Genomic DNA, 25,419 nt, shown 5'->3' on the forward strand with positions numbered 1-25,419 from the left:
ATCCTTCCGATCTCGGAATCAAGACATGATATGCGGAAAAAATTGATAAAACTATATTAGAGAATTAGTTTTTTTTAATATTGCTTAATATTTAAATTTCACGTTCGAACCTTGAGTTTGGAATTAAATGATTGTCTTTTTCCGCGGATCTTCGATGGTTTCCGTTATGAAAAAAATCCGTATTGTTGCGTTAGTAATCGTTTCCGTCCTTTTCGTTTTACAGTGTTCCGAAATATCTCCTCGTCAAAAATGTTACGAAGATAATTATTGCAAATCCGCCGAATCGGATTGTATCGCCGGTTCTTTGTTGATTTCATCCTTGCTTGCAAATAATTCAAGCGGCTCCGGTTCGAGCTCATCAAGTGCAAGTTCATCGAATTCTTTTTTGAGTTTTTTATTTAGCCCGATTACCTGCATAGGCGCTAAAGCGTCTTGTGAAGCGGATTGCGACAAGAAACACGCGTTTTGATATTGTTTGAGGTTCTATTTGTATCGTCTAAAACCGATACGAAACGCAATCGGATCGTAGGCCCAATCGTAATAAGAACGGAAGAAGTTTTTTAGTGAGCGGCACTTGTAAGAATGTGGAAAAATTGCGGCCTCTTTGCGGTTCAGTTTATAACTTAATGCAGAAATACTAATGTGTTTCATTGATTGAAGATCGGATTTGGGATACAATCGAATTATGAATAAAATATTGATCCTCAATCTTTGGCTTTTGTGGGTTTTTTCTGCCGTCTCCTGTAACCAAACGACTTCTAAAGAACGTTGTGAAAACACATGCAAAGAACGGTCGCAACTTTGCTTTTCAGCTTTGATCGTAAAAGATTCTTCCGCTCAGGCCTCGAACCAAAGTTCGAATCCGGCAGGGGATGCGATTGCGAACTGTTCCGTCTTTTACAATTTATGCCAAACCGATTGTAAACTGAAGGATATGTATTGAAAGGATCAATCTGTTCTCAGCGATTCCTGCACGATCGTTTGAACGGCTTCTATTTTATAAGGTTTGTCTAATATGCTGACGACGCCTTGTTCCAATAATTTCTCCTTTTTATCCCGTTCTATGTGACCGGAGGTGACGATCACCTTAATGGAAGGAGTTATTTTTTTTAAAAGCGCAAAAAGAACATCGCCGTTCATTTCGGGCATTCCCAGATCCGTAATGACCAAATCGATTTTGTCTTTCGAATTCTGATAGAGTTCCAAAGCTTGTTTTCCACTGTTCGCCGAGAAAACTTTGCAGCCCGATAACTCCAAAATATCTTTGAGAACGTCGAGAACCATAATTTCGTCGTCTACGATCAATACGTTCGCATTCAGTCGGGTTTGTTTTTTTACCTTGTCCGTATCGGCGACTTCTCCGGTGGAAACGGCCGGAAAGAATAAAGAAAATTTTGTTCCATGATTGGGGAAGGATTCGACGTCGATAAAACCGAAATGATTTTTAGTGATCGTATCCACGATCGAAAGACCTAAACCGGTTCCTTTTCCCCGTTCTTTGGTCGTAAAGAAAGGTTCGAAAATTTTCGACTTCGTTGTAGAATTCATTCCTCTTCCCGTATCCGAAACTTGAATACAGACGTACCGGTTGGCGGTTCCGGAAATGAATTTTTTACGAACTTCTTCTCCCGTAACGATACTTTCCTGAATCGTAATTTTTCCGCCGTCGGGCATCGCGTCTCTCGCGTTCAACGCCAGGTTAAGAATCACCTGATGAAGATGTCCGCTGTCGCCCAAGATGATTCCTTTTGTGAGATCGACTTTCGTTTCAATCGAAATGTTTTTCGGAAGCGAAAACGCAAGAATATCCGTTACTTCTTTGATAATATGCGAAATGGAAATCGGTTTGAGTTCGGAGGAGCCCGGTCTTGAAAAAAGAAGAAGCTGTTTGGTGATCGAGCCTCCGCGTTTTGCCGCTTCAATAATTCTGTTTACGTGTTTATTCAGGTCGGAATTCTTATCGATCCGAAGTTCCATGACTTCCGCGCTTCCGAGAATCATCGTAAGTAGGTTATTGAAATCGTGCGCGATTCCTCCCGCAAGAAGGCCGATGCTTTCCATCTTTTGCGCTTGTCTTACGATTTCTTCGGTCACCTTTCTTTCTGAAATATTTCTAACAATTCCTTGAATATACCCGTTTTCCAAATAACGCGCATTGATTTCCACGGGGACGATGCTTCCGTCTTTGCGAACCAATCGTCTTTCCGTCAAAACCGGTCTACCGGCTTTCAGGTCGTTGACTCGAAGCGGTTGTTTTTTGAGATCTTCGGGTTCGATCACATCCCATAGATGAAGTTTCAGAAATTCTTCCTTTGTATAACCTAACAATGCACAGCCGCTCGGATTGATTTCGACGTATCTGCCTTCCCGATCGGTAAGAAAGATCGTATCCGAAGCTTGTTCCACAAGAGAGCGATAACGGGCTTCACTTTCCGTTTTAAGGTCTTCGATTCTTTTTCTTTCGATCGCAATACCCGCGATATGAGCCAGAGAATGAATCAATCTTAGATCCAGCTCCGAAGGGCGTTTCGGTTCGTAATAATAGAGCGCGAACGTGCCTAACACTTGTTCGGTGGGAGATAGGATCGGATGAGACCAGCAAGCGCGTAAATGAAATCGGTTTGCAGTGTCCTTATATTTTAGCCAAAGAGGATCGTTTTGTATGTCTTCGACGACAACGAGTTTTTTCGTATAAGCCGCGGTTCCGCAGGATCCGCAGTCGGGACCGATTCGTTCTCCGTCCACGAAGTCGCAATATTCTTTGGGAAGACTTGGAGCTGCACAATGTCTGAGAGTAAGGCCGTCTTGGTCGATTAACAGAATACTCGCGTGAATATCGGAACTATATTTTTCGATCGCTTGAGCCAAAGTAAAAAGAATTTCGGAAAGCGAATACCCTGCGGAAAGATCTTCAAAAATCCGAAAGAGATGATCCAAGAGAACTTCGATCTTTTTCTGTTCTTCCAAATCGGAAAGAGCCAACCATCCTTTGGATAAAAATAAGTTTCGAAAAAAAGTTTTTAAGAATACGATCGGAGAGGTTAAGAATTTAAAAAAAGTTTCAAAGGACGAAGAAGCAGTGTTTTTTTTGGGGAATGCCGCAGTATCGATATAATGATGAATCATAGTGTACCACTTTCAATCCTTTCGTTTATACCAAAGTGACGGCAGAGAATCGAGTCGAGAGCATACCTTCACCGATTTAAAACGGATCGCAGAGAAAAACGATACCATAGAATCCTAAAAAGGAAATCTTAAAGATAAAATAAGGCCGTTTTCGATCGGAATTTTCGAGGAATCAAATTCGGATTAACGTAGATCGTTTTAAAGTGAATTCTCGGATTTGTTTAATTCTTTGCAAAGAACGCGTTTTTAAGTCCAATTGTAGAAAATTATGAGTTGTCTGTTCTGTAAAAACGGTGAAAAAACTTTTTTCCGAAGAGTTACCTTGACTGAGGATCGTTATTCCTATGATTTTCCGATCCGGGACATCGTGGAACATTCCACGGAGGTTTTTCCCGATATTTATCGATGCAAAACCTGCGCTTCTTTGTGGGTCATTCAAAGCAGAGGAACGGGCGATCCAAGATCCACATATCCCGAGTTTTATGTTCAGGAAGCGAGGCTGCTCGAGGGCAAGGAAAAAGAGATCGTGGAACATCCGACCCTCGATAAACTTCTTGCGATCCGATTCGACGAAAAGCAGATTCTTCCCTACGGTTTCGCGGTGTCCTGCCTTCAAAAAATAGAACACGATGAACGAAAAATATTAAAGAAATTGTATATGGAAAGACCGATCGATCTTGATAATTCGATCAAGTATTGGTTGGAAAAGTGGTTTTCCGAGAATTTTCCGGAAGAACATAAAAAAATAACCGAACAAGGATTTCACGACGGTGCCGTTCCGATTCTTACTCTTCCGAAAGGAACCCGGACGATCGAAAGTTGTTCCATCGATGCGGATCGAATCGTTCTTTGGACCGCGGAAGGGGAAGAAAAACATTTTTTAAGTGCGATCGAAGTTAAGACCGGAAACGTATTATGGAAAACGAATATTCTTCCTCCGTTTCAAAGCGGTCCGAAGGTGCCGATTTTGTTTTGGAAAGCCGGATACGTTTGTTCTTTTCACGGAGTTCAGGAAACTCCGTTTTCCCTTTTGGATCGTCCCGATAAGCTGCTCATTCACGACTTAAACGGAAAAAAGTTGGGAGAATTCCTATTACAATTTTCCTGTTACGAAGTCGATCCGACGCGGGAACGGGATTATTCGGAATGTAGAACGGTCCATAACTTTGATGTAACGATTCATCATGACATTCTTTATTTGGCGAGGAACCGCTCCATCGTCGTTTACGATCTTCTCCGCCAAAAAGAAATCCGCCGATTGGATCTTCCCAACGGAGAAATTTTTTCGGGAAGAATGTTGTTCGACGAAACGGAGAATCTAATTCCGATCACGATGAAAGGATTTTCGGTGTTCGATTCCCGGTTTAAGCCGTTGACGGATTGGAAATCATTCGCACATCCGGTTTGGATCGACGAACGCTTGAATGTTTTTTATTATTATGCGAAGATCGAAAATCCGCAAAGAAACGGCTTAATCGAATTTAAGGAAAAACAGAATAGCGGCGTGGAATTGATTCATTTTTTGAACGCTCCGCCGTTGAATTTCGATGAGGGTTATCTTTTTTGTTTCGGTTACGATAAGACGTATGTCACCGATTCGGAATTTCGGATTCTAAAAATATACGATAAGACTTGTAGCGATATTTTAGGTCCGCACAAAAGTCCGAATCCGAATCTTCCCGTTTTTTTAACCGAGGATAGACTCGTCTTTGCGGAAGATTATAAACACGTCACGATTTTAAACCGAAACGGAGAATTGATCGCAGAATATCCGATCCAAAGCGAACTCAGAAAGATTTTCACGTTTGACGGAAAGAATATCGCGTTTGTCGAATATGTTTACGACGGCTACGGAGCGGAGAATCGATTTCTTTTGACTGTTTTGGGACCGGACGGAGAACGAAAACGTCGGATTCTTTTGAGAACCCTGGACGGTTTTAATATTTGTTTTGAGGCATACTTGACTTTCGTTTACGATTTCAAATTGATGAGGATCGATCTGGTGGAAAACCCTAATCCTTGAATGCGAAGAAACTTTTGAACTTGAATACGCTTTTCATCTATGACATTCTGATTTTAGTAAGAAAATGTCAATCATTACGGAAATGGAATATGTCTTAAACGGATATCGTCATTGCGGTAAGGTAAATTACGAGGTTGAATTGGGTTTGTCGAAAGGAAGTTCAAAATGCGAATGTTCCTTTCACCAAACAAGAGTTTGGCGAAAGGTGGGGGAATTCGTTATTCTTTAACTGCTTCCAATCCGCTGCGAGCCGCTTGACCGTCCTGGCTTGAAGTTCCTCCGGAAACGCCGATGGCTCCGGCGATTTTTCCATCGATCAAAATCAATTCTCCGCCTTCCAGAGGATACACTCCCGGTAAGCCTAGAATTCTTAATCCGACTCCGCCGGCGGCAATCGCGTCCTCTATCGATTTTGTGGGTCTTCTAAAATTGTTCGCGCATTTCGCCTTTCCCTGCGAAATATCGATCGAACCGAATTGGGCTCCGTCCATTCTTTCCAGAAGGATCAGATTGCCTCCGGAATCGACTACGGAAAAGACCATCTTCCAGCCGTTCTTTTTCGCTTCGTTCTGCGCTTTGAGTACGATCTTTTTTGCGAGATCTAAACGTACTGGGTTTCCGTAATCCGGAAAACTGGGTTGGCTTTGGCTTGCGATATAAAACGGATTTATTAGAAAAATAGAAACCGTTAATGCGACAATGAATTTTGGATTCATGGATGATTCTCCCTTGTGTGGATTGAAGTTCAATGAAACGGCGATCCAAACGAATCGACTCGAACCAAAGAACGTTTTGATTGTTAGTTTAACCTTTTCGGATTTGAAACTGGAATCGATCCTTGGACCGAATGTCGTAGGATCGAGGAGGGCGGCTTTCTTCCGTAAAACCGTTTCGAGGAAAAATCCCGACGGAAGTTCGGAATTAAAAAAATTGAAACGGGAGCTTTCCGTTCTGTCAAGCGGTTTATGCGATCTTGAATGGTAATGAAATCGGAATTCGATTCGGCGCCGATCGGATCAAAAAAAGCTTTCCTACTTTCGAAAAGAAAAAAGAATTCTGCGCTAAGATGAATTCCAAAATCAAAGTTAGATTTCTTTTCGAGATTTTTTTCGTGGTTCTTTTTTCCTCCGCCGTGCCTTCTTGTTCGGGCGCGCCGATCGTCAATAAGCCGTTAGACGGCATTGTGGATTTGCAGGGACATCGGGGTGCAAGAGGTTTAAAACCGGAAAATACGTGGCCCGCGTTCGAGGAGGCGATCCGTTACGAGATGACTACTTTGGAATTGGACACGGTTCTTACCAAAGATAAGAAAATCGTAATTCATCACGATTCGGAAACCAATCCAACGATCTGTCAGAAAAAGGACGGAACTCCGATTTCTTCCGTTTCACTATACGATTTGACTTTGGCGGAATTGAAACAACTGGATTGCGGGACTAAAAAAAATCCGAAATATCCGGAACAAGTTTCAGTTCCGGGAACCGAACTGATTACGATTGAAGAATTTTTCTCGCTCGTCGCAAACGTTGAAAAGAAGAATCCGAATCGGCCGAAGCTCAAATTCAATATCGAAACGAAGTTCCCGAACGACGACAAGGCTCAACTTCCTATGGAGAAAGTGAGGGATCATGTAACTCTCCTCGTCAAAGCCGTCGAAGATGCAAAAGCCGCGGATCGAACAACGATCCAATCGTTTTACATACAAGCGTTGCCGATCGTAAAGGAAAAAAATCCAAAGATCAAAACGAGCGCTCTTTTTTCCGTAACATACTTTCAAGGCGCCCTGATGAAATTGGGATTCGGAAATTCCGCTCGCGAAAACGCGTTGAAAAAAACGATCGAAGTGAAAGCGGATATTATTTCTCCGTATTTCTTATACGTGACGGAAGCATTCGTTCAGGAAGCGCATTCTCATAAAATTTCCGTGATCCCTTGGACGGTGAACGAGCCGGATGAAATGAGAAGATTGATCGATGCGGGTGTGGACGGTATAATCAGTGATTATCCGGATCGATTGATGCAAGCGATCAAAAGATAAGAAGCTGAAACGCGATCGAACGAAACTATCTTTAGAATTCTCGCGGAAAATCGGAAAACGATTTCGGAATTACACAAATCCATCGCCTCGCAGGTACGATGGATGTTCTGTGCAGTTTTTGTGTCGGCGGGATTCTTTATTTTGTCGAAGAGGGTAGCGCTAAAAAGTTTTTATATTTCGTAGCGTTTCTTCTACTGCGAATTTGTTCCCAGATTAAGTTGCCGATCATCGATCGAGGAATTCTCGGTTCTTTTCCTTGTCCCATTCTTCGGAACTGAAATTTGATGGCGGACATTTTTGAAAGAGAACTGAAAACCGGATTGGAAAGATTCGGAAGATTGAATTCGATCGTTTCCGCGTTTCCGGAAAGAAGTCGAGAAGCGCAATCCGGGTCGAAAGCGAACGGAGCCGCGATTCCGACAAGGTCGATGGCGCCGGAAGTGATTGCATTTTCCATAATATTCTTGGAACGGAAACCGCCCGTGGACATCAAAGGCATCTTTGCGATCGATCGTGCCTTTTTCGCAAAATCCAAAAAATACGCTTCGCGTTTGCGCGTTCCATTGGATTCTCCTCCCTGCATCGCGGGAGATTCATAGTTTCCTCCCGATATTTCAAGTAGATCTAAATTACATTGATTTAACATTTCAATCACTTGGATCGCGTTTTCTTCCGCAAAACCCCCGCCTTGAAAATCGGCCGAGTTGAGTTTTACTCCGACTCCGAATTCTTTTCGGGTGGAAGCGCGGATTCCGTTTACGATTTCGAGAAGAATTCTCGCGCGATTCTCCAGAGAACCGCCCCATTGATCCTCGCGAAGATTGGTCAACGGAGAAAGAAACTGATTGATCAAATAACCGTGAGCGGCGTGCACTTCGATTCCGTCGAAGCCAGCTTTTTCCGCGATGACCGCGGCTTGAATAAAACGATCGATGATTTTTTTGATTTCGTCTTCGGTGAGGGCGCGTGGAGTTCCGAAAACTTTCGCGAACATTCTTCCCGGAATATGAACTTTCACGGCGGAAGGGGCGACCGGAGTTTCCGAAATAAAACTGAAAACCTGTCTACCGGGATGATTGATTTGCATCCAAATTTTAGAGCCGCCCGATTTTCCCGCGTCGGCCCATCGTTTGAAAGAATCCAATTTTCCTCGGTCTCGGATAATGACATTTCCCGGTCCGGTCAACGCGGTCGGATCGACCATAGCGTTTCCGGTCAAAAGAAGTCCGGCTCCGCCGTTTCCCCAGCGTTCATACAAACGAATCATTTCTTTTCCTGGGAGAAACTCGTCGTCGGCTAAACTTTCTTCCATCGAAGCTTTGGCGATCCGGTTCTTTAAAACCTGGCCGTTGGGCAATGTGAGGCTTTGAGAGAGCGGGGAAACTGTTTGGGACATGGGAATTCTCCAGTTCGGAATTTTCTTTCCTACCCATCGGTATTTATGGAGAATTCTTTGTCAATATTTAATTCCTACCGGTTGGTATTTATTTTTACTTTGAAAAGCGAATTCGTTTGACCGGAGGAAAGTGGTTCCGAAGATGAAAGGGAGAATTTCGCAATGTCAAAGACTCTTGGCTGGAAAAAATTACCCGAGGACGTTCGGAGAGAATCGATTCTCTCTGCGGCGATGCGTTGTTTTTTTTCCAAGGGTTTTGAAAAGACATCGGTTCAAGACATCGCCGAAACGGCCGGTTTGACCAAGGGTGGAATCTACTTTCACTTCGAAAGTAAGGAAGAAATCCGGGACACTCTGATCCGTGAATTTTTAAATCTAGAACGTTTCGGATTTCAGGATCCGGAAGTTCTTTCTCTTTCTCCGCATTTGAGAATGAAGGAATATTTGGAGCGACTGGCGAATCGTCTTACGATCGAAGGGAATTGTTCTCCTCGGTTGTTTGCCGAAGCGACTTCCAACGGCGGAAGCATGGAGAAGGAAATCGTCGCCTTTTACGATTCTCTTGAATCCGTTTTTGCAAAGACGATTCAAGAAGGACAGAATCAGGGAAGCATCGTAAATTCTATGCCCGCAGTCTTAATCGCGCGCACCATTCTCGCGGTATTCGACGGGCTGCAGATCCAAGCTGATATTTCTCCCTCGCAACGAGACCTGCAAGTGAGGGGAAGAGAAGTTCTCAATTCTTTCTTTAAGAATCTTCTTTTAACGTTCGATCCGACCTGCGAAACGAAAAAGTAAATCCTAATTTCCGATCGCGATCAAAACGGAATGAATTCCGATTCCTAGATAATTTCCTAACGCGTATCCGATCAATCCCGTGAGAATTCCCACAACCAAAACGCCTTTGTTTCCGATCGCCTGCGAAACCGGCGGAACGAACGCGGGTCCGTAGATGCTCGATACGGAAGTGATCATCCAGGTATCGACCGGAATTCGAAAGAGAATTCCCAAGAGAAGGTGGAGTAGAATCGCTCCGAAAAGAATCGACGTTAAGATGAGAAACACGGAACCGAAATCTTTTTTCAATTCCTCCAAATCCGCAAGAAAACCGATTGAGACCGAAAAGACCAAAATCATATAACTTCCGAACTCGTATGTTTTGAGTTGCCGCACTTTGGAATGAAAGGAAATTCCGATTCCCCAGGTTGTGATTCCGAGAAGGATCGAAGGCGCGTACAAAGAAGAGAAGATCAAAAACGTAAACGCGACCGAAACTCCGAAACCAAGCGTCGCCAACAACAAACCGATCCCGTTCGGCAGAAGTATTTTTTTTAACGGAAGTTTATCTTCTACTTTTGCGGACGATTCCGTTTCTTCGATTGGAACGTTTTTGACTTCTTCCTTTTTCAGAAAGAACGAAAAGATTTTTTTTCCAAAAGTCAGTAAGAAGAGAAGATAAATCCCGCCGATGATTACATCGATCGTGTTGACCAAGGCGATCGTTTCTTTATTTGCGCTTAAGGCCAATCCGATCGCGTTCAGGTTCGGAGTTCCGCCGGTATACATGCCGGAAAGCATGCTCGCGATTTTTGCGGATTCGGGATGCGTTTCCGCGTATACGTATCCTACTAGCGCGGCGGATATCGCAACCGCAACCGCGGATAAAAAGAAGGAGAAGAGAGCGAGTTTCGCTTCGCCGAACCCTTTTCGAAAATCGGTGGAACTTAAAAGCAGAGGAATCGCAAGAGGAATCGCAATATCGGCTATGGTAAGAGGCACCGATTTCGGAATCCACGAATGAGGGACGAGGTTTCCCAAAAGGATTCCCGCAATGTAGCAGATCGATACGGAACCTAGGATTCCGAACAGTTTGACTTTTTGCGTGAGACGGATTGCGAGCCACGGGAAAAAAAGAATAAACAAAGCCAAAAATATCGGATTAAGGATCGAAGATGCGAATTCCATAAGGGTTCCTGAATATACAAAAATTTTAATCTTTCAATTCCGTATCGCGAGACCCTTGTTTGTGCGGACCGTTTCGAATCTTTGTTTGTATCCGATTCGGAAGTCCGCTCTTTCACGATTCGGTTCAAACCGACTCATAACTCTTCTTTTATTAAAATATCAGAACGGGATTTTGAAAATTCAAGCAGAAAAGCCGCCGAACGTACGTTTGGCCGATTTCTTTTTTACAGCGTGTCCCAAAACCTAATTTTACTTTAGCAGAAAGATCATCGGCAAGGTTCTGTCCCGGTTTTTGGGACAGGTTCTTATGGAAATTCTAAGATTTTATGGAAAAGGATGACTTCTTTGTTCGACGGATTTCCGAAAAAAGGGGAAACCGAAACGGGATAGAATCCGGTCTTAGTTTACGTTTTTTGGTATTCCGGAAAGATTGAGATTCTGTAAGGAATTAGGATGAGTTTCGTTTCGAATTGTAAAGTACCTTCATTATTGATCACGATCGGTTTGTATCTTCCGATTGCGGGTTGTCTCGACGCGGAGCCGATTCCGGCAAAGGTGAACGAGATCCGTCTTCCTGCGGGAACCTCTCGAGTCGCTTTTCCGAAAAATTCTTTTTCCGATTTCGTTCGGAATCTTCCCTTAAAAAGCGAACGGACTCTTTGGACGTATAAAAAGCAAAACATCATCCGCAGATACGACACGATCGCCGTTTTGGATCTTCCTCTTTTATTCAAAGACGATTTGGAACAATGCGCCGATTATTCAATGCGGGTTTGGGCGGAATATCACAAACAAACCGGCAACTTAAATCGGCTGTATCTTTTCGATTACAACGGAAATCGAAAACGATTTCAAGAAAGCGGTCTTTCGTATTCATCTTTTTTAAGAAAGGCATTCGCTTCCTCCAATTCCTATTCTTTGAAGAAGGGCGGGACGGTCGTTACGGAAAAGGATTTGAGACCCGGAGATCTTTTCGTTCAAAATGAAACCGGCGGAATCGGACACGTTTCTATGATTCTAGATGCGGCCGAAGCGAAGAACGGCAGGAAATTTTTTTTGATCGGATTCAGCTTTATGCCCGCTCAGGAAATGCACATTGAAAAGGCTCCGAATGAATTCGGTTCCTCCGGTTGGTTCACATACGAAGGTTTTATCGGCCATCTCAACGAATCGTATCCGTACGGGACGCCGGTTCTCCGGAGATTTTCGGAACGATAAACGAATTCGGTTTAACGAATTCTAATTTTGGAATATTCCAAAATTATCGTTTCGCTTCCCAGCCGCCCACGTGATAAGCCCGAAAGATTTGTCTGAAATTTTGAAAGCCCGCTTTGCGAAACAAATCCTCGTATCGGGCGCTCGGAATTCTATTTAAATCTTTCACTCTTTGAATGTACGTTTTCAGAGCTTCTTCTTCCCAGCCCTGAAACGTTTTTAGATATAAGCCGAGTTCATTGAAAACGACTTCCATTCGTGCTTGCGAATCGTAAAGATCGAATAAGAGAAAAATTCCTCCCGGTTCCAATCGGGAGGAAATGTCCCGAAGCAGGGAAAGTTTTGCCCCGTCGTCCGGAAGAAAGTGAAGCACGAATAAAAGCGTCGCAGCGGAGAATTTACGATTCGGATCCAGAGCTGAAACCGGAGAAGAAATCAACTCCGCGTTCGGAAAATTTTTACGCGCGATTGAAATCATTTCGGGAGAAGGATCCACCCCGGTGATCGAATAACGATCGGGTGCGATCTTTAGAAGGGCTCGAAAATCCGCGCCGGTTCCGCAACCGGCTGCTAGAATTTTTTTGCCGACCGGAACCGAATTCAAAATCGAAGTCGCGACCAATTCTGAAATTCCCGAATAGAACGGAATCATCGTTCCGATTCGATTTTCGTATTGAACCGCTCTTTCCCCTTCAAAGGTTTCAATGTAATCCATAAATATCTTCCTTCTCGTTTCGGTTTAAATTGATTTCGTTTAAGCCGAACCCGATACGCCCAAGTTTTTTTCCGTCTTCCATTCTTTCCAGCCGATTGCGATCCCCAGTATATGTCCCGCGAAGGCAAGAGGAACCATAAACAAAGGAAGGAAACAAACCGGATATTCCGTTACGACTACGTTAGGCGGGTTTGTAAAGAGGATTCGGAACGGAAACGGAACGGACGTGATTCCCGTAATAACAGTCAAACCTAAAACGACGATCGCCGCCGCGTTCCAACCGATAATCCATTTCTTGGAAAGAATTCCTTTGGACACGAGAAGGAAAAGAACCGGCGCCGTGATCGGAACCCAAATGTCGAAATTCCTACCTTTGATCGTCATGATGTCGGAGATCAAGCCCTCGCGAACCAAAAGAACGATCAGGATTTCCGGAAGAATTCTCCAGACCTGAAATAAACAAAGATGAATCGATCCGAACCGGGTTAGAATCCGATGCGCCCCTTTTGAAAATCCGAATCCTAAAAAGAGCGTCAAGGTCGATAAGACGCCGATCAAAAGTCTAGGAGGAAGGTCGAATCGAAAGAAGAATCCTTGAAACCCCAAAAACCATTGTCCGATTAAAAAAGCTAAAACGACAAAGAATCCGTATGCGGGTTTGTGCGACGGGTTCGAAACGTCCTTTCGCAGAAAAAAGATCGATAGGATCGTGACGAGCGTTCCGCAGGATGCGAGAGTGAACGCGGAAATGTAAACGGGAATTGAATTTGTTTCCATAGAAACCTCCGTGAAAGAGGTTAACAGGATTCGCAAAACGCGCCATAGTCCTGTCGTCACGAATCGGATTTTAAACCGTGACGATCGTCACGGTTTCTTATAGGAATGCAGAAATACGGTCAGTCTTTGGAATTTATCCTTGGAGCCGGAATTCTTTTCACGATCGATCGTTTTTTCATACAGATTTACTAAATGATTTCTTAATGTTCCGTTTGCGATTCCTAAAAAGAAACCGATCTGCTTTCGAGTATAACCTTCCGATATGAGTTCGCAGATTCTAAGTTCTTGTTTGGTTAATCCTTTTTGCGTTAAGGAGCTCAGATCCAGAAGTCCCGAATTTTCCTTTTTCCGAAACAGACGCAACACGATCCAAGAGGCGCCGACTCCGATTGCGGAAAGAAAGATCGTTTGGATTCGAGCAGATTCTCCGCTTAAAAAAAGAACGGAAAGAGATCCGCAACCTAGCGCGACGCTTGCGCTCGCCAATATTTCCGCAACCTTGTGAAAGAAGGAATCCGCGCGATCGCGTGAAAGATAAACGGAAATGAAAACGCTGACGATCGTATCGGCTCCCATTCCGAGCGGAAACACGTTCCATCCGAACAGGGGAAGAAAGTTCGTTCCTAATCCTAACCACCAGCATAAAACCAAAAAAGGAATCCAACCTTTGACGGGCGCGTCTTTCGGTTTTAAAAGAAGAAACAAAGAAAGAATAAAACCGATTCCGAAAAATCCTCCCACCAAGATTCGAGCTTGATTTTCTAAAACGGGAAACCAACCCCAGGAATACGATTTCCATTCGCGGATAAGAACGGATTTTGTTGAGGATGAATAATCCAATTCGATCAAAAGAATCAATCCGATTGCGATCGCGATCACACCCGCGGTCATCGGCGATTTTACTTTTCTTCCCGAAAGAATTCTACTCAGACACAAGAGAAGAGGAGGGACGAAAAAAATAAAATGCCGAAAGACGTGGAAAAAGAAGTAGGCTTGATCGGACGATGAAGACGCGAGTAAAAAGAAAAGGGAAAGATTTCCGCCCGCCAATATGATAAGAAGAATCCGAAAATAATTTCCGAACGAATCCTTGTCTTTCCACAACGCAAAGAACGCCGCAAGATTCGCGGACATCGCCGTAAGAGGGAATAGTTGAACGATTTCCATATATCAAATCGATCGATCACTCGAAAGAATTTAGAATTCTCGCATTCTCGATTCTGTTTTTTTACTGTAAAGATCTTTCCAATGTCCGAGTTTTGATTTAGGAACGATAGAAAAAACGACCTGAAATCCGATCGAACCTTCGGAGTTTAAAACGAAATATGAAACAAACCGCATTCATTCTCTTCATTCTTTGTATGAGTTTTTTCGCCTGTTCGAAAAATTCTTTCGAAACCGACAAGTTGGATGAGGAAAGCCTGAACGTTTCTCTCCATTTGCAAAACCGATTGAACGGATTGATCGATAAAATTTCACCCGCAACGGTAAGCGTATTTCCGAAAGGAAGCACGGAAAATTCCACTCCGATCGGTTCCGGTTTTTTTATAGATGAAGAAGGACATATTCTCACTTGCCAACATGTGATTCGGGGATCGGAAGAATTTATCATTCAACCGGGTAAATCCGGAGAACGTTTGAAAGCGAAGGTGATTAAACAGGACGCGGATGCGGATCTTGCTCTTTTGGAATCGGAAACGAACGACAACAAGAATGCGTTCATTGCTGTTCCCAAGTTGAATGTTCCCAAGGAAGGCACGATTTACCTTTCGTTTGGGGCCGCGTACGGACTTCCGGATTCGATTTCTACGGGCGTGGTTGCGTTTTCACAAAGGGCAAAGGTGGATCCGTATCATCCGGAAAAGGGTTTTGTTCAACTCAGTTTGCCGATCTATCCGGGTATGTCCGGCGGCGCCGTGATCGATATTCAAGGGAACCTAATCGGTGTTCAACGATTCACCTATAATACGACGGGAAATCAGCCGATCGGTCCGGGATTTGCAATTCCCGTAGGTCATGTTTCCAATTTTTTGGAATCATCGGCTCAATTAAGGGAGAATCGCATTCGTTCACAAAGAGGAATCGTGGAGATTCCATTTGTGACTCCTCATCTGATTGATAAGTTAAAACTTCCGCATCCGCTTGGTGTGATCGTGAGTTATGTTCAAAAGGATTCTCCCGCCGAAAAGTCAGGAATTCAACGTTACGATTTTATAACACATATCAATTCCAAAAAGGTAAATTCTTCCGCGGAGTTTTATCGCGAAATCGCTTTGTTAAACGGAGAAGCGTCAATAAAGCTGTTTCGAAGCGGTAAAGAAATGGAAGTCGTTTTAAAAAATTGGAAATAATTTATTAAAATTATGATTCGATGGAAAAAAATATTTTTCCATGTCTTTGTTCATATTGAACCGGGGAAGAATAGGAAGGACTCTAAACTTCCCAGGAGAATAATATGAAAAAGCATCAAGGTTTGCTGATTGTTATGATTCTAATCACGGCAATCACCGCTTGTAAAAAGGATTCGAAAGACGATACGACTCAAAATCTGGCTTTGTTAGCACTTTTGAATACTCGAAACGGCTTATCGCCGGAACAAAAGACCGCTAGTGCAACCGCGAACGGAGTAGTGGGTGCGGCCTCGGCGGCACAAACCAGCGGCGGTATGACCGCCTCCAACGAAGCCCGAACCGAACAAATGCTAGTGGCCGACATTTTTGAAAACGGAATGGACCCTATCGTAGTCCGGGATGTCGCTTCTCAACTTGCTTCTTTACAAAAAGGAAAACAGGAAAATCCAGTTCACCTAACGGCGATTACTGCGACTCCATCCGGAAGCACGCCGACTAGAACTTGGACTTTTTCGGGAGATGTGAGCGGATCCGGAGTGACGACCCAATCCAATACCTCATTCGGACTTGCTTTAGGAATTCCTAACTGCGCAATTTCTACGCTTGCTCCTTCCGGAACTCAAGGAACCGCCACGTTTTCCAATGGAACGCTTTCTTTCAGCGGATCCGGAACGAGTACGGCATTTTCAGGAACGAGCGATTTGAGTGCGAATATCGCTTTTTCGAATTATGGAGTCTTTTACGCCGATTATTTGGCCATGATTCAATACTATAAGAATCCTCCAAGTACGACTTCCAGTATCTCCACTTGTGAAGGATTACAGCAGGTTTTCGGTTCGTTCTACAATGCGATCGCGAAATATGCGGTTATTTCCGCAGGAAGCGCTGCGGTCACTTATTCGAGAACGTACAGCGGACAAAACGCGGCGTCCGGAGTTTCTTCCAATTCTAAGTTTGACGCAACCGTTAGTTCACCGTCCGGTATAACGATCACCGAGTATGAAGGAACCACAGCGGGAACGGCTAAAACCGTTACTCTTCAGAATGTGAAATACGGATATTCGTCCAGCATTAGCTTAAGCGGAAGTCCATCTTCGCAGGTTGGAAGCGGAAGTTTCAGCGTTTCTTTTTCCGGAATCGTGAATGGCGCCGCGATCGATCAAATCTTTTCGTTCACTTTCTAATCGTTTAGAAACGAAAAGTAGGCAAAAGCCCTTCTATATTGGAGGGCTTTTTTATTAGTGTATATTTTTTAAATATTAAAATTTACTAATTCAACGGAACCGATCCATTCATTCTTCGGTTTTCGGGTAGATTGTCCTTCCGCAATGTAAACTGTATCGATCGATTGGCTGTTGAATTCTTTATTGTTTGCCGAAGAATTCCCTCTTTGGTCGATCTCTATGTCCATCCTTACGATTTTCTTCTCTGAAGAATTTCACCTTTCTATCAAGTTCCGCCTATCTTCCGAAAACGAATTCCGAAAAAATGTTTCAACTTTTTGTATAAAACTTAGAACATTGTATTATAAAAATTGAATATATATTCGATTGTTGGCGAATGGAACAAGTGGAAGTCGCAGAATATTTTTGAAAAAATCTCCTTTAAATCCCTTAAATTCTTTGCCAAAAAGTAACTTTTTTTGTTACATTTTGTCTAAGTACAAAATCCCAATTTCATTTTTAGGAGAATAAAAAATGAACGTAGAATCCAAATCTTCCGTTGACCTTTTCGGGCCGGTAAAACTCGGAAGTATCGACCTCAAAAATAGAATCGTAATGGCTCCCATGACGAGATCCCGCGCTTTAAACAACGTTCCCAATTCGATCATGGCGGAATATTATTCCCAGAGATCCGGCGCGGGGTTGATCGTTACGGAAGGAACCGCTCCTTCTCCAAATGCGTTGGGATATGCGCGTATTCCCGGAATTTTTAGCAAGGAACAGGTGGAAGGATGGAAACTAACTACAAAAGCCGTTCACGCAAAGGGTGGAAAGATTTTCGTTCAGTTGATGCATACGGGTCGGGTCGGAAGTACGGCAAATCTTCCGAGCGGCGCAGAGTTAGTGGCGCCTTCCGCGGTTCAACTTTCAGGTGAAAACTGGACCGATGCACAAGGGATGCAGCCTTACGCTCTGCCGCGTGAGATGAATTCGCAAGATATTCGAAAAACGATCGAAGAATTCGTTCAGGCCGCAAAGAACGCGATTGAGGCCGGGTTTGACGGTGTGGAACTTCACGGTGCAAACGGTTATTTAATCGAACAATTTTTAAATCCGAATGTGAATCGCAGAACCGATTCATACGGCGGTTCGAATGAGAATCGGATTCGTTTTGCGGTGGAAGTTGCGCGTGCGGTTTCGGAAGCCATCGGAAAAGAGAGAACCGGGATTCGAATTTCTCCTTACGGAGTCTTTAACGAAATGGGAGCGTTCGACGGAGTCGAAGAACAATACGAACTTCTCGCAAAAGAATTGAATCATGTCGGTTTAGCATACATTCATCTCGTGAATCACAGTGCGATGGGCGCTCCCCCCGTTCCGGAGAGCGTAGTTCAAAAGATCGGAAATCAATTTAAGAATGTCATAATATTGAGCGGCGGTTACGATAAGACTCGCGCACAATCGGATCTTGAATCGAATAAGGCGGACTTGATCGCTTTCGGAAGACCGTTCATCGCCAATCCTGATTTCGTTTCCAGATTGAAATCGGATCGGATTCTCTCCGATGCGGATCAAAATACGTTCTATACTCCCGGTGAAAAAGGATATTCGGATTATCCGAACTATAACTGATTTTACCAAAAAATTTCGTTCAGTCGGATCGATTCCGGCTGAACGAAACTTCCCTTCCATGTTTCGAATCGAATTCATTCTTCGAAGTTCAAAAGAAGCTTTCTCAATAATTTAGAAAGTTCAGTGTGTTCTTTTTCCGTTAGGCAACTCATCAATGCCTGTCCGCTTTTTACGTGATCTAAAAGCGTTTTCGTAATCACGAGTTTCCCTTCCGATGTCAATCCGATCAAAACGCTTCTTCGGTCGTTCGGGTCGGATTCTCGTTTTACCCATCCCAGCGATTCAAGTCGATCGATGCGATTGGTCATCGTTCCCGACGTGATCATCAACGTGGAAAGAAGTTCTCCCGGAGATTTTTTGTAAGGCTTTCCGCTCCGGAGAAGGGCGGCCATTACGTCGAACTCGGGTGCCGCAAGTCCGTGGCTTTCAAAAACTTCCTTATGGACGTTATAGAAAAAAATCGAAGAGAGTCGGTGAATTCTTCCGATCGTGCCCATGGCCGTCATATCTAAATCAGGTCGCTCGTCGGCCCATTGTTTCAGAATAAAATCGACGTGATCTTCGTTTTTTTGGGATTTCATACTTCTTTATTTTTAGAAAATATCTTGACGTCAAGATAAATGAATGATTGCTTTGGCTTTAAATATCTTGATATCAAGATAATAATTTCTTTCGGAGAAATCTATGAGAATCCCCGTTTTCCTTTCTTTGTTCGCTTCGATTCTGGTTTTAGTTTTAACACCCGTTCAATCCTTGATTTGGAACGGAGAATCCTTCCCCGTTTATCTTTTAAAAACGGAAACGTACATTCGGGTTTTGTTCGATTTTCGAGCGGATTTCGCACCCGAGACGTCGGATTATTATTTTTTCGGAAGAATGACGATTCTTATTCATCTTGGAATTTTATTCGGATTACTAGAATTAAAACGAAACGGATTCTTTCCGATCGCCGCAACAAAGGCCTTTCGTGCGGTTCTCGGTTTTCTTTTGATCGCAATCATCGGTGATATAGTCGCGTATTGGGGAGGAAGTTTTTTCGGAGAATTATTTCGAAACATAGGTTTTCGTTGGATCGAAGCGCCCGGCATCTTTCTTCTTTTATGCGCATTCGGATATCTAGGTTTAAAAATAAGGCCCGAAAAGAAAGCGATCGGAATTACGTTTCTAATTCTTCCTTTTTTGATGATAGGATCCATATTATTTTTCCGTTATATACCGCACGGGCCTCTATTGCCGGTTTCTTGGATTGTAACGGTTTTTCTTTTAGGATCGGATTCCTCGGCTTCGTTTCGAAATCTAAGCCAAGTCTTTCTCAGGTTCACTTCGATCAAATCGATTCTGCTTTTGTTTATTGCGGCGTTAGTTTGCGCTGAGGGAATGCAGATTTTAGAAAAGTTCATACCGGTCGCGGACGGAAATATACTTCCGAAAAAAATGGACTTTCGCCCGTTTTCCGGAGCAAAGGACTTTATCGAAGTTTTCGGTGTATATGGGGAAGCGGGTAGACGTTTGTATTTTTGGATCGATGTCATCGATATGATTTTCCCGTTTCCATTAGTATTATGTTTCGGAGGTATTTATGCGAGGGCGGCTTTCAAGATCAATCTGCCCCTTTCTCTCGGTCTTTTTGCATACGGTTTTTTAATTTTCGATCTGCTTGAGAATTCTCTTATGTTTTATTTTCTATCGGTTTGGCCGACCGTTCCGGAGGGGTTAGCGGCGTTTACGGGAATAATAACCGCTGTTAAACTTTTCTTTTTGTTCACGGGATTTTTTATGTTTATCGCATCTTCTCTCATTCTTGTAGTCCGGTGGGCGCAGGAAAAAAAGACCGTAAAGGTTTGAGGTTCGTTTATGATAAACGTTTTTCGGAAAATTTTCAAATAGATAGGCTATACCTCTGAAAATCAGAATAAAATGAATGATTTCGATAAAAACATACCATAAGGTATGTCATGTATTTTGACAAAGTCGATTCTTCGCATTAGGATTATGGTAAGGAGAATCGTCATGGAACCGAAAGATTTTCTCGTTATGGGAACGATTCACAGCCTGGGATTTGCGGTATTTCACGTTTTATTCTGGAAAATTTTCCGTTGGAAAGAGGATTTAAAGCGTGTTTCTTTTGCGAGCCGCGCTATTTTGCAGATCGCAAATCTGCGTCTCATTTACCTTTTTCTTTTTATGGCGGGCATTACTTTCTTTTTTTCAGCCGAGCTTTTGTCTTCTTCTTTAGGGAAATGGATTTTGATCGGCTTTTCCGTTTTTTGGTGGGGGCGTTTGATCGAACAGTTTATCTTTCTTCGAGTGAATTCCGCGATGGTTCACGTTCTTTCCATTTTGTTTTGTTTGGGTGGAGTCGTATATCTGATCCCATTATTTGCGTTTTAAACTCGGAGCGATCCAGATATGATATCTTCCGAAGATTGGATTATGGCCGGACTGGATATTTTGTATCGCAAGGGTGAAGAATTTCTAACGATCGAGACCCTTTGTAAAAAACTGAAACTGACAAAAGGTTCTTTTTATCATCATTTTAAGAATCGTGCGGACTTTTCGCAAAGATTGTTGGTCTATTGGGAAAAGACGTTTACGGACGATATTATCGTTCTTGCGAGTTCGAAATCTTCTCCGCAAAACCGATTGGAAACGCTTCAATCTCTGACCTTCGGTCTTTCTAAAAACGCTGAACGCGCGATTCGCGCTTGGGCCTTTCGAAATTCTAAAGTGAAAAAAATTCAGGAGAGGGTGGATCGGAAGCGGATTTCTTTTTTAGGGGATGTTTATTTTAAACTTTTCAAAGATCGCAGGCAAGCGGAGCAAAAAGCAAGGCTTGCCTATGCGGTCTTCGTCGGAGTGGAAATGATTCTTCCGAGTTTGGAGGAAAAGGAAATCAAAAAATTATATTATTTATTCTGAATGTTATTCCTTTTTTATTCTTTCTTTTCTTCGGACGTAAACGACCTTATCCAATTCTGCGACGACTTTTCCGGTTTTCGCATCGTAAATTTTGGTTTGGAAGAACGCGTCTAACTTTCTCTTTTCGTCCGCTTCTTTTCGGATTCTTTCTATTTCGTCGTGCGCGATTTCGAAATCCGCGTAAACCTTTCCCAGTCCCGGACTGATAAAGCGAATCGTTGCGGCTTTGTCCCAGACGATGTAATTTTCCCCTAAGTTTTCCATGAGAATTAGCATGTAGAACGGATCGCACATCGAATACAGAGAACCGCCGAAATGCGTTCCTACCAGATTTTTATTCCACCAATGAAGTTTCATTGAAAGACGGAAATGGGTAAAATCCTTACTCATTTGTTTGTATCGAATGCCTGCACCGAAGTAGGGCGGATAGAAATTGAAAAAATAAAATCGAAGTCTTTTCCAAAAATTCATACAGTTTGATGTAAAACCTTTTAGGTATTTTGTCTTTTGTTCTACAAGGGCTCCAATTTGAAATCAGAAAATAAGTGATTTATAATGAATTTCGGCTAAAATATCGCGTTTCGATCGAAAGGATCTTGATTTTTCGGAACACGTCTTATAGAACAACTCACCCGGAGGACTTTGAATTTGAAAATTTATTATTTCCGCTCCTTTATCGCGATTTTATGCGTCTCGTTTTTTTTGATGGGTTTTATCGGTTGCGGCGACTCGACGACTTACGTGATTAAAAATAAAAAACCGTCCGTTCCATCGAACACTAAGGGCATCTTTGCGGGCGCGGTAAAGGTCGATATTACTCCACCGCCGGGGCTTCCTCTTGCGGGTTATTCGATGCTCGCAAATACGGAAAAAGGATTTAGAACGAAGATTTACGCGCGAGTGATTTATATCCGAAAGGATCAACATTCTCCCTTAGTCTTGATACAAACGGATTTGCTTTCCGGTTCTTTACTGCTGCATCATAAACTTGCTGAAAGGCTTGCGGATAAAACGGATATAAGTCTCGGCGGAATCGTTATTTCCGGAACACATACTCACTCGGCTCCGGGAAATTTTTATGAGAATAATTTTTATAACGAGTTTGCGGGAAACAAACCGGGCTTTGAAAAAGAATGGTATGAATTTTTGGAAAATCGAATCTACGACGCGGTTTTCGAAGCATATCAAAGCGCAAAGCCCGCAAAAATCGCAACAGGAAAATTGAATGTATGGGGTTTGACGCGAAACCGTTCGATTGAGGCGTATGCCGCGAATAAGAATTCGGGCATCAATGAAATTAAAACCGAACAAATTTATGACGCGGTCAATCCCGAGATGACGATGATTCGCGTGGACGCGAAGGATAAGGACGGAAGTTTTAAACCTCTTGCGGTTTATACGACTTATTCGATCCACGGAACGACGGTTCCTTCCTGGAACAAAGTCGTCAACGCGGACGTATTCGCTTATCCGGAAAGGGAACTTGAATTTAAGATCAAGGAAGAATTCAAAACGGACTGGGAACCATTGCACGCCGTTTCGAACGCGACGCACGGGGATAATTCTCCCGATTACCGGGAAGATATGCAGGGTTTTATCGAGTCGAAACGGATCGGTTATGAAATATCAAAAAAAGCTTATGAACTTTTTCAGAGTTTAGGAAAGAAGTTGAGTGGCGACCTTACCTATTCTTATAACTCCAAAGAAGTGGACGTCTACGAAAATCCTAAAATGGGCGATGCGGAACTTTGCAGCAGGCCCGTTGCGGGAACCGCATTAACGGGCGGAGCGGAAGACGGAATGACTCCGGTTTTATTTTGGCTTCCGTTTTGGGGCGAAGGTTGGCCTCGTTACATTTTTACGGGAGGATGTCAGGGACACAAACGAACTGCGGGTTCCTTCTTTCAGTATATCGTATTAGCAAAAAAGAATTTTCCTCATCGTATGATTCTTCAATCGGCAAGAATAGGAGACACGGCTTTACTGGCGGTTCCTTTTGAAGTTACAAACGAATCCGGAAGAAGATTCTCCAGTGCGACTTTGGAAGCGGAAAAGCAAAGGACTTCTAAAAGCAAGGAATCGATCACTCAAACTTCCGTGTTGTCCTGTGCGAACGGTTATTTCGGTTATACGACTACACCGGAGGAATATTCGAAACAGCATTACGAAGGCGGACATACGATCTACGGACCTGCGACACAACCTTTCTTACAAGCTCATCTTGCGGATCTTGTAAAACAAATGCCAGCGGAAGGAGGCAAAGAGAGTTTTCCGGAATCATGGGAATTTCAACTCGATACAAAGAGTTATATGCCTGAAAAGCGCGAGGCGAAAGGAAATCGAGAATTAAAGGAAGCTCCTCGACTTGTTTTGGCGGAAGAGAATTCGGAAAAACATTGGATCTTTCGTTATAAAGACGTGAACCCTTCTCAAATCCAATTTCATCAAGCCTTGGTCTCCATTCAATATAAGGAAGAAAAGGGAGAATGGAAAACTCTGCAACAAGACGGAAGAATGGTGAATGATAGCGGAACCGAGTTGGACATTCGATTGCAGGGAGATTCATCGGATGGAATGGCGGTTTATGAAGTTCGCTGGTTTAATCCCGAGTTTCACTCGAAACGAAAATACCGATTTGCGATCGCTCCTCGAGGTAAGGAGAAGGAGTTTTATTCTCCCGAGTTTTAGCGAATGGATTGTGAATCGAGGCGGGCGCTTCCCGTCTCGGCGATCATCTTTTAGAAAGCTCTTTTTGTTTCTTGAAAATATTCGAATAATCGAATTCGTTTTGATAAAGAAGCGAATGGCTTCGTTTCAGTATGTCCGTTGGTTACGGTAGAGAATTTTTAACAAAGTGGATCGATTGTTTTCGAATTGAAACGACTACGTTCGTAAAGAAAAAAACGAGGAAGGGAACTTTATCCTTAAAAACAAGGATTTGATCGTTCGGATAAAATTCTTTCCTGCAAGATTCGATTGACATCCGGATAAAATCGAATTCTTGCCACACTCAAAAATTTTTTCTTGCTCTCCCATTTTGAATTCTTATAACCTCCTCTCATGCAAAGAACCATAGCCATCGTCCGTAAAAAAGGATCTCTTGAAAACGTAAGATTAGAAACCGAAACTCTTCCCGAGCCTGGAGAAAATGAAGTGCAAATAGAAGTTCATTCGATCGGGTTGAACTTTGCCGATTTGTTTGCGATTCAAGGATTGTATAGTGCCACCCCGCAAGGAGCGTTTATACCCGGATTGGAATTTTCAGGAGTTGTAATCGCCGCCGGAAAAAAGGTAAAGAACGTTAAGAAAAAAGATAAGATCATGGGTGTAACCCGATTCGGCGGTTATGTTTCCCATTTGAATATCGATTCAAGATATGTTTTTAAACTTCCGTCCAAATGGAATTTCGATCAAGGCGCGGGCTTTCTGGTTCAAGGATTAACCGCCTATTACGCGTTAGTTGCTTTGGGGGATTTGGAGAAAGGTCAAACAGTGCTGATTCACAGCGCCGCGGGAGGAGTGGGAATTCTCGCGAATCGAATCGCGAAAAAATTAGGGGCATATACGATCGGAACGATCGGATCGCCATCCAAGATTGATCTTCTCAAGAAAGAGGGATATGACAAACAGATCGTACGTTCGGATCGTTTCGCTCAGGACTTGCAGGAAGCTTTGGCGGGTAAGGATCTGGATCTCGTATTGGAGTGCATCGGAGGAAAAATCTTTCAGGAGAGTTACGATACCATGGCCCCCATGGGAAGGATGATCGTCTATGGAGCAGCCGAAATGATGGGGGGAGGGAGCGGGGTGAATTGGCCGATTCTCGCTTATAAATATCTTTCCAGACCGAAATTGGATCCGATGAAAATGGTTTCGGATAACAAGGCCGTTATGGGTTTCAATTTGATCTGGTTGTATGAAAAGGTTGAAAAATTGACCAAACATTTGAACGGCCTTGTCAAGTTGAATCTGTCCGCGCCGCATATCGGTAAAACCTTTCCGTTTGAAAATATAGACGAAGCTTTGAAATACTTTCAATCCGGCACTTCGGTCGGTAAGGTCGTTTTAAAAGTTAAGTAGAGATTGCTCTTTACAATTC

General features: G+C 43.2%; 23 protein-coding genes. 14 read left to right on the forward strand and 9 right to left on the reverse strand.

The window, feature by feature from the left end:
• The first annotated feature begins 166 nt into the window (after positions 1–166).
• Together LFX25_RS01440 and LFX25_RS20890 are read left to right on the forward strand one after the other, a co-directional pair.
• Positions 167–469, forward strand: coding sequence for an LA_0364 family Cys-rich lipoprotein (locus tag LFX25_RS01440; protein ID WP_238728546.1), 303 nt, complete (start codon positions 167–169; stop codon positions 467–469).
• A 216-nt stretch (positions 470–685) separates the two neighbouring features.
• A complete protein-coding gene (locus LFX25_RS20890) occupies positions 686–943 on the forward strand; it encodes an LA_0364 family Cys-rich lipoprotein (RefSeq protein ID WP_406600469.1) in 258 nt (85 codons plus the stop codon).
• A 5-nt stretch (positions 944–948) separates the two neighbouring features.
• Here LFX25_RS20890 and LFX25_RS01445 read toward each other — a convergent pair whose 3' ends face one another.
• Positions 949–3,126, reverse strand: coding sequence for a hybrid sensor histidine kinase/response regulator (locus LFX25_RS01445; RefSeq protein WP_238728547.1), 2,178 nt, complete (start codon positions 3,124–3,126; stop codon positions 949–951).
• 322 nt (positions 3,127–3,448) lie between these two features.
• Here LFX25_RS01445 and LFX25_RS01450 point away from each other — a divergent pair, with 322 nt between their 5' ends.
• Positions 3,449–5,149, forward strand: a complete 1,701-nt coding sequence (locus LFX25_RS01450; RefSeq protein ID WP_238728548.1) for a hypothetical protein — start codon at positions 3,449–3,451, stop codon at positions 5,147–5,149.
• A gap of 218 nt (positions 5,150–5,367) precedes the next feature.
• Here LFX25_RS01450 and LFX25_RS01455 read toward each other — a convergent pair whose 3' ends face one another.
• Positions 5,368–5,865, reverse strand: coding sequence for a GlcG/HbpS family heme-binding protein (locus LFX25_RS01455; protein ID WP_238728549.1), 498 nt, complete (start codon positions 5,863–5,865; stop codon positions 5,368–5,370).
• A 350-nt stretch (positions 5,866–6,215) separates the two neighbouring features.
• On the opposite strand from LFX25_RS01455, the gene LFX25_RS01460 reads away from it, so the two are divergent.
• Positions 6,216–7,187 carry a glycerophosphodiester phosphodiesterase gene (locus LFX25_RS01460; protein WP_238731466.1) on the forward strand — a complete coding sequence of 324 codons (972 nt, stop codon included), beginning with the start codon at positions 6,216–6,218 and terminating at the stop codon, positions 7,185–7,187.
• A gap of 136 nt (positions 7,188–7,323) precedes the next feature.
• On the opposite strand, the gene LFX25_RS01465 is transcribed toward LFX25_RS01460, so the two are convergent.
• Positions 7,324–8,583, reverse strand: coding sequence for an NADH:flavin oxidoreductase/NADH oxidase family protein (locus LFX25_RS01465; RefSeq protein WP_238728550.1), 1,260 nt, complete (start codon positions 8,581–8,583; stop codon positions 7,324–7,326).
• A 162-nt stretch (positions 8,584–8,745) separates the two neighbouring features.
• Here LFX25_RS01465 and LFX25_RS01470 point away from each other — a divergent pair, with 162 nt between their 5' ends.
• Positions 8,746–9,381 (forward strand): TetR/AcrR family transcriptional regulator, encoded by a 636-nt coding sequence (locus LFX25_RS01470; protein WP_238728551.1) that lies wholly within the window; start codon positions 8,746–8,748, stop codon positions 9,379–9,381.
• Between the two features lie 3 nt (positions 9,382–9,384).
• Here LFX25_RS01470 and LFX25_RS01475 read toward each other — a convergent pair whose 3' ends face one another.
• The gene (locus LFX25_RS01475) at positions 9,385–10,548 is read right to left on the reverse strand and encodes a DUF819 family protein (RefSeq protein ID WP_238728552.1); all 1,164 of its coding nucleotides are present in this window, start codon (positions 10,546–10,548) and stop codon (positions 9,385–9,387) included.
• A 453-nt stretch (positions 10,549–11,001) separates the two neighbouring features.
• Between LFX25_RS01475 and LFX25_RS01480 the strand changes: the two genes are divergently transcribed.
• Complete coding sequence (locus LFX25_RS01480; RefSeq protein WP_238728553.1) at positions 11,002–11,766, forward strand: DUF4846 domain-containing protein; 765 nt, start codon at positions 11,002–11,004, stop codon at positions 11,764–11,766.
• Positions 11,767–11,809: 43 nt separating this feature from the next.
• On the opposite strand, the gene LFX25_RS01485 is transcribed toward LFX25_RS01480, so the two are convergent.
• The 3 genes from LFX25_RS01485 to LFX25_RS01495 all read right to left on the reverse strand — a co-directional run bounded on the left by LFX25_RS01485 (position 11,810) and on the right by LFX25_RS01495 (position 14,422).
• Complete coding sequence (locus tag LFX25_RS01485; protein ID WP_238728554.1) at positions 11,810–12,478, reverse strand: class I SAM-dependent methyltransferase; 669 nt, start codon at positions 12,476–12,478, stop codon at positions 11,810–11,812.
• Positions 12,479–12,517: 39 nt separating this feature from the next.
• On the reverse strand, positions 12,518–13,255 hold the full coding sequence (locus LFX25_RS01490; RefSeq protein ID WP_238728555.1) for a hypothetical protein: 738 nt from the start codon (positions 13,253–13,255) through the stop codon (positions 12,518–12,520).
• A gap of 87 nt (positions 13,256–13,342) precedes the next feature.
• Entirely contained in the window at positions 13,343–14,422 is a 1,080-nt protein-coding gene (locus tag LFX25_RS01495) for a helix-turn-helix transcriptional regulator (RefSeq protein WP_238728556.1), read from the reverse strand.
• 158 nt (positions 14,423–14,580) lie between these two features.
• Between LFX25_RS01495 and LFX25_RS01500 the strand changes: the two genes are divergently transcribed.
• From LFX25_RS01500 to LFX25_RS01510, 3 genes are all read left to right on the forward strand, one after another.
• Positions 14,581–15,606 carry a S1C family serine protease gene (locus LFX25_RS01500; protein ID WP_238728557.1) on the forward strand — a complete coding sequence of 342 codons (1,026 nt, stop codon included), beginning with the start codon at positions 14,581–14,583 and terminating at the stop codon, positions 15,604–15,606.
• A gap of 104 nt (positions 15,607–15,710) precedes the next feature.
• Positions 15,711–16,790: a hypothetical protein gene (locus tag LFX25_RS01505; RefSeq protein ID WP_238728558.1), complete on the forward strand. Its 1,080-nt coding sequence runs from the start codon at positions 15,711–15,713 to the stop codon at positions 16,788–16,790.
• 513 nt (positions 16,791–17,303) lie between these two features.
• A complete protein-coding gene (locus LFX25_RS01510; protein WP_238728559.1) occupies positions 17,304–18,401 on the forward strand; it encodes an alkene reductase in 1,098 nt (365 codons plus the stop codon).
• 74 nt (positions 18,402–18,475) lie between these two features.
• Here the strand turns inward: LFX25_RS01510 and LFX25_RS01515 are convergent, their stop codons facing one another.
• Positions 18,476–18,982, reverse strand: a complete 507-nt coding sequence (locus tag LFX25_RS01515) for a MarR family winged helix-turn-helix transcriptional regulator (RefSeq protein ID WP_238728560.1) — start codon at positions 18,980–18,982, stop codon at positions 18,476–18,478.
• A 103-nt stretch (positions 18,983–19,085) separates the two neighbouring features.
• Between LFX25_RS01515 and LFX25_RS01520 the strand changes: the two genes are divergently transcribed.
• The 3 genes from LFX25_RS01520 (at position 19,086) to LFX25_RS01530 (ending at position 21,320) form a co-directional block, all read left to right on the forward strand.
• Positions 19,086–20,246 carry a hypothetical protein gene (locus tag LFX25_RS01520; protein WP_238728561.1) on the forward strand — a complete coding sequence of 387 codons (1,161 nt, stop codon included), beginning with the start codon at positions 19,086–19,088 and terminating at the stop codon, positions 20,244–20,246.
• A 165-nt stretch (positions 20,247–20,411) separates the two neighbouring features.
• A complete protein-coding gene (locus LFX25_RS01525) occupies positions 20,412–20,792 on the forward strand; it encodes a hypothetical protein (protein WP_238728562.1) in 381 nt (126 codons plus the stop codon).
• An 18-nt stretch (positions 20,793–20,810) separates the two neighbouring features.
• Entirely contained in the window at positions 20,811–21,320 is a 510-nt protein-coding gene (locus LFX25_RS01530) for a TetR/AcrR family transcriptional regulator (RefSeq protein ID WP_238728563.1), read from the forward strand.
• 3 nt (positions 21,321–21,323) lie between these two features.
• On the opposite strand, the gene LFX25_RS01535 is transcribed toward LFX25_RS01530, so the two are convergent.
• Positions 21,324–21,791: a DUF4442 domain-containing protein gene (locus LFX25_RS01535; RefSeq protein ID WP_238728564.1), complete on the reverse strand. Its 468-nt coding sequence runs from the start codon at positions 21,789–21,791 to the stop codon at positions 21,324–21,326.
• Positions 21,792–21,962: 171 nt separating this feature from the next.
• Between LFX25_RS01535 and LFX25_RS01540 the strand changes: the two genes are divergently transcribed.
• Entirely contained in the window at positions 21,963–24,008 is a 2,046-nt protein-coding gene (locus LFX25_RS01540; protein WP_238728565.1) for a neutral/alkaline non-lysosomal ceramidase N-terminal domain-containing protein, read from the forward strand.
• 372 nt (positions 24,009–24,380) lie between these two features.
• On the forward strand, positions 24,381–25,400 hold the full coding sequence (locus tag LFX25_RS01545) for a synaptic vesicle VAT-1 family membrane protein (RefSeq protein ID WP_238728566.1): 1,020 nt from the start codon (positions 24,381–24,383) through the stop codon (positions 25,398–25,400).
• Positions 25,401–25,419 lie beyond the last annotated feature (19 nt).

The sequence above is a fragment of the Leptospira sanjuanensis genome, from assembly GCF_022267325.1.
Taxonomy (GTDB): Bacteria; Spirochaetota; Leptospiria; order Leptospirales; family Leptospiraceae; genus Leptospira; species Leptospira sanjuanensis.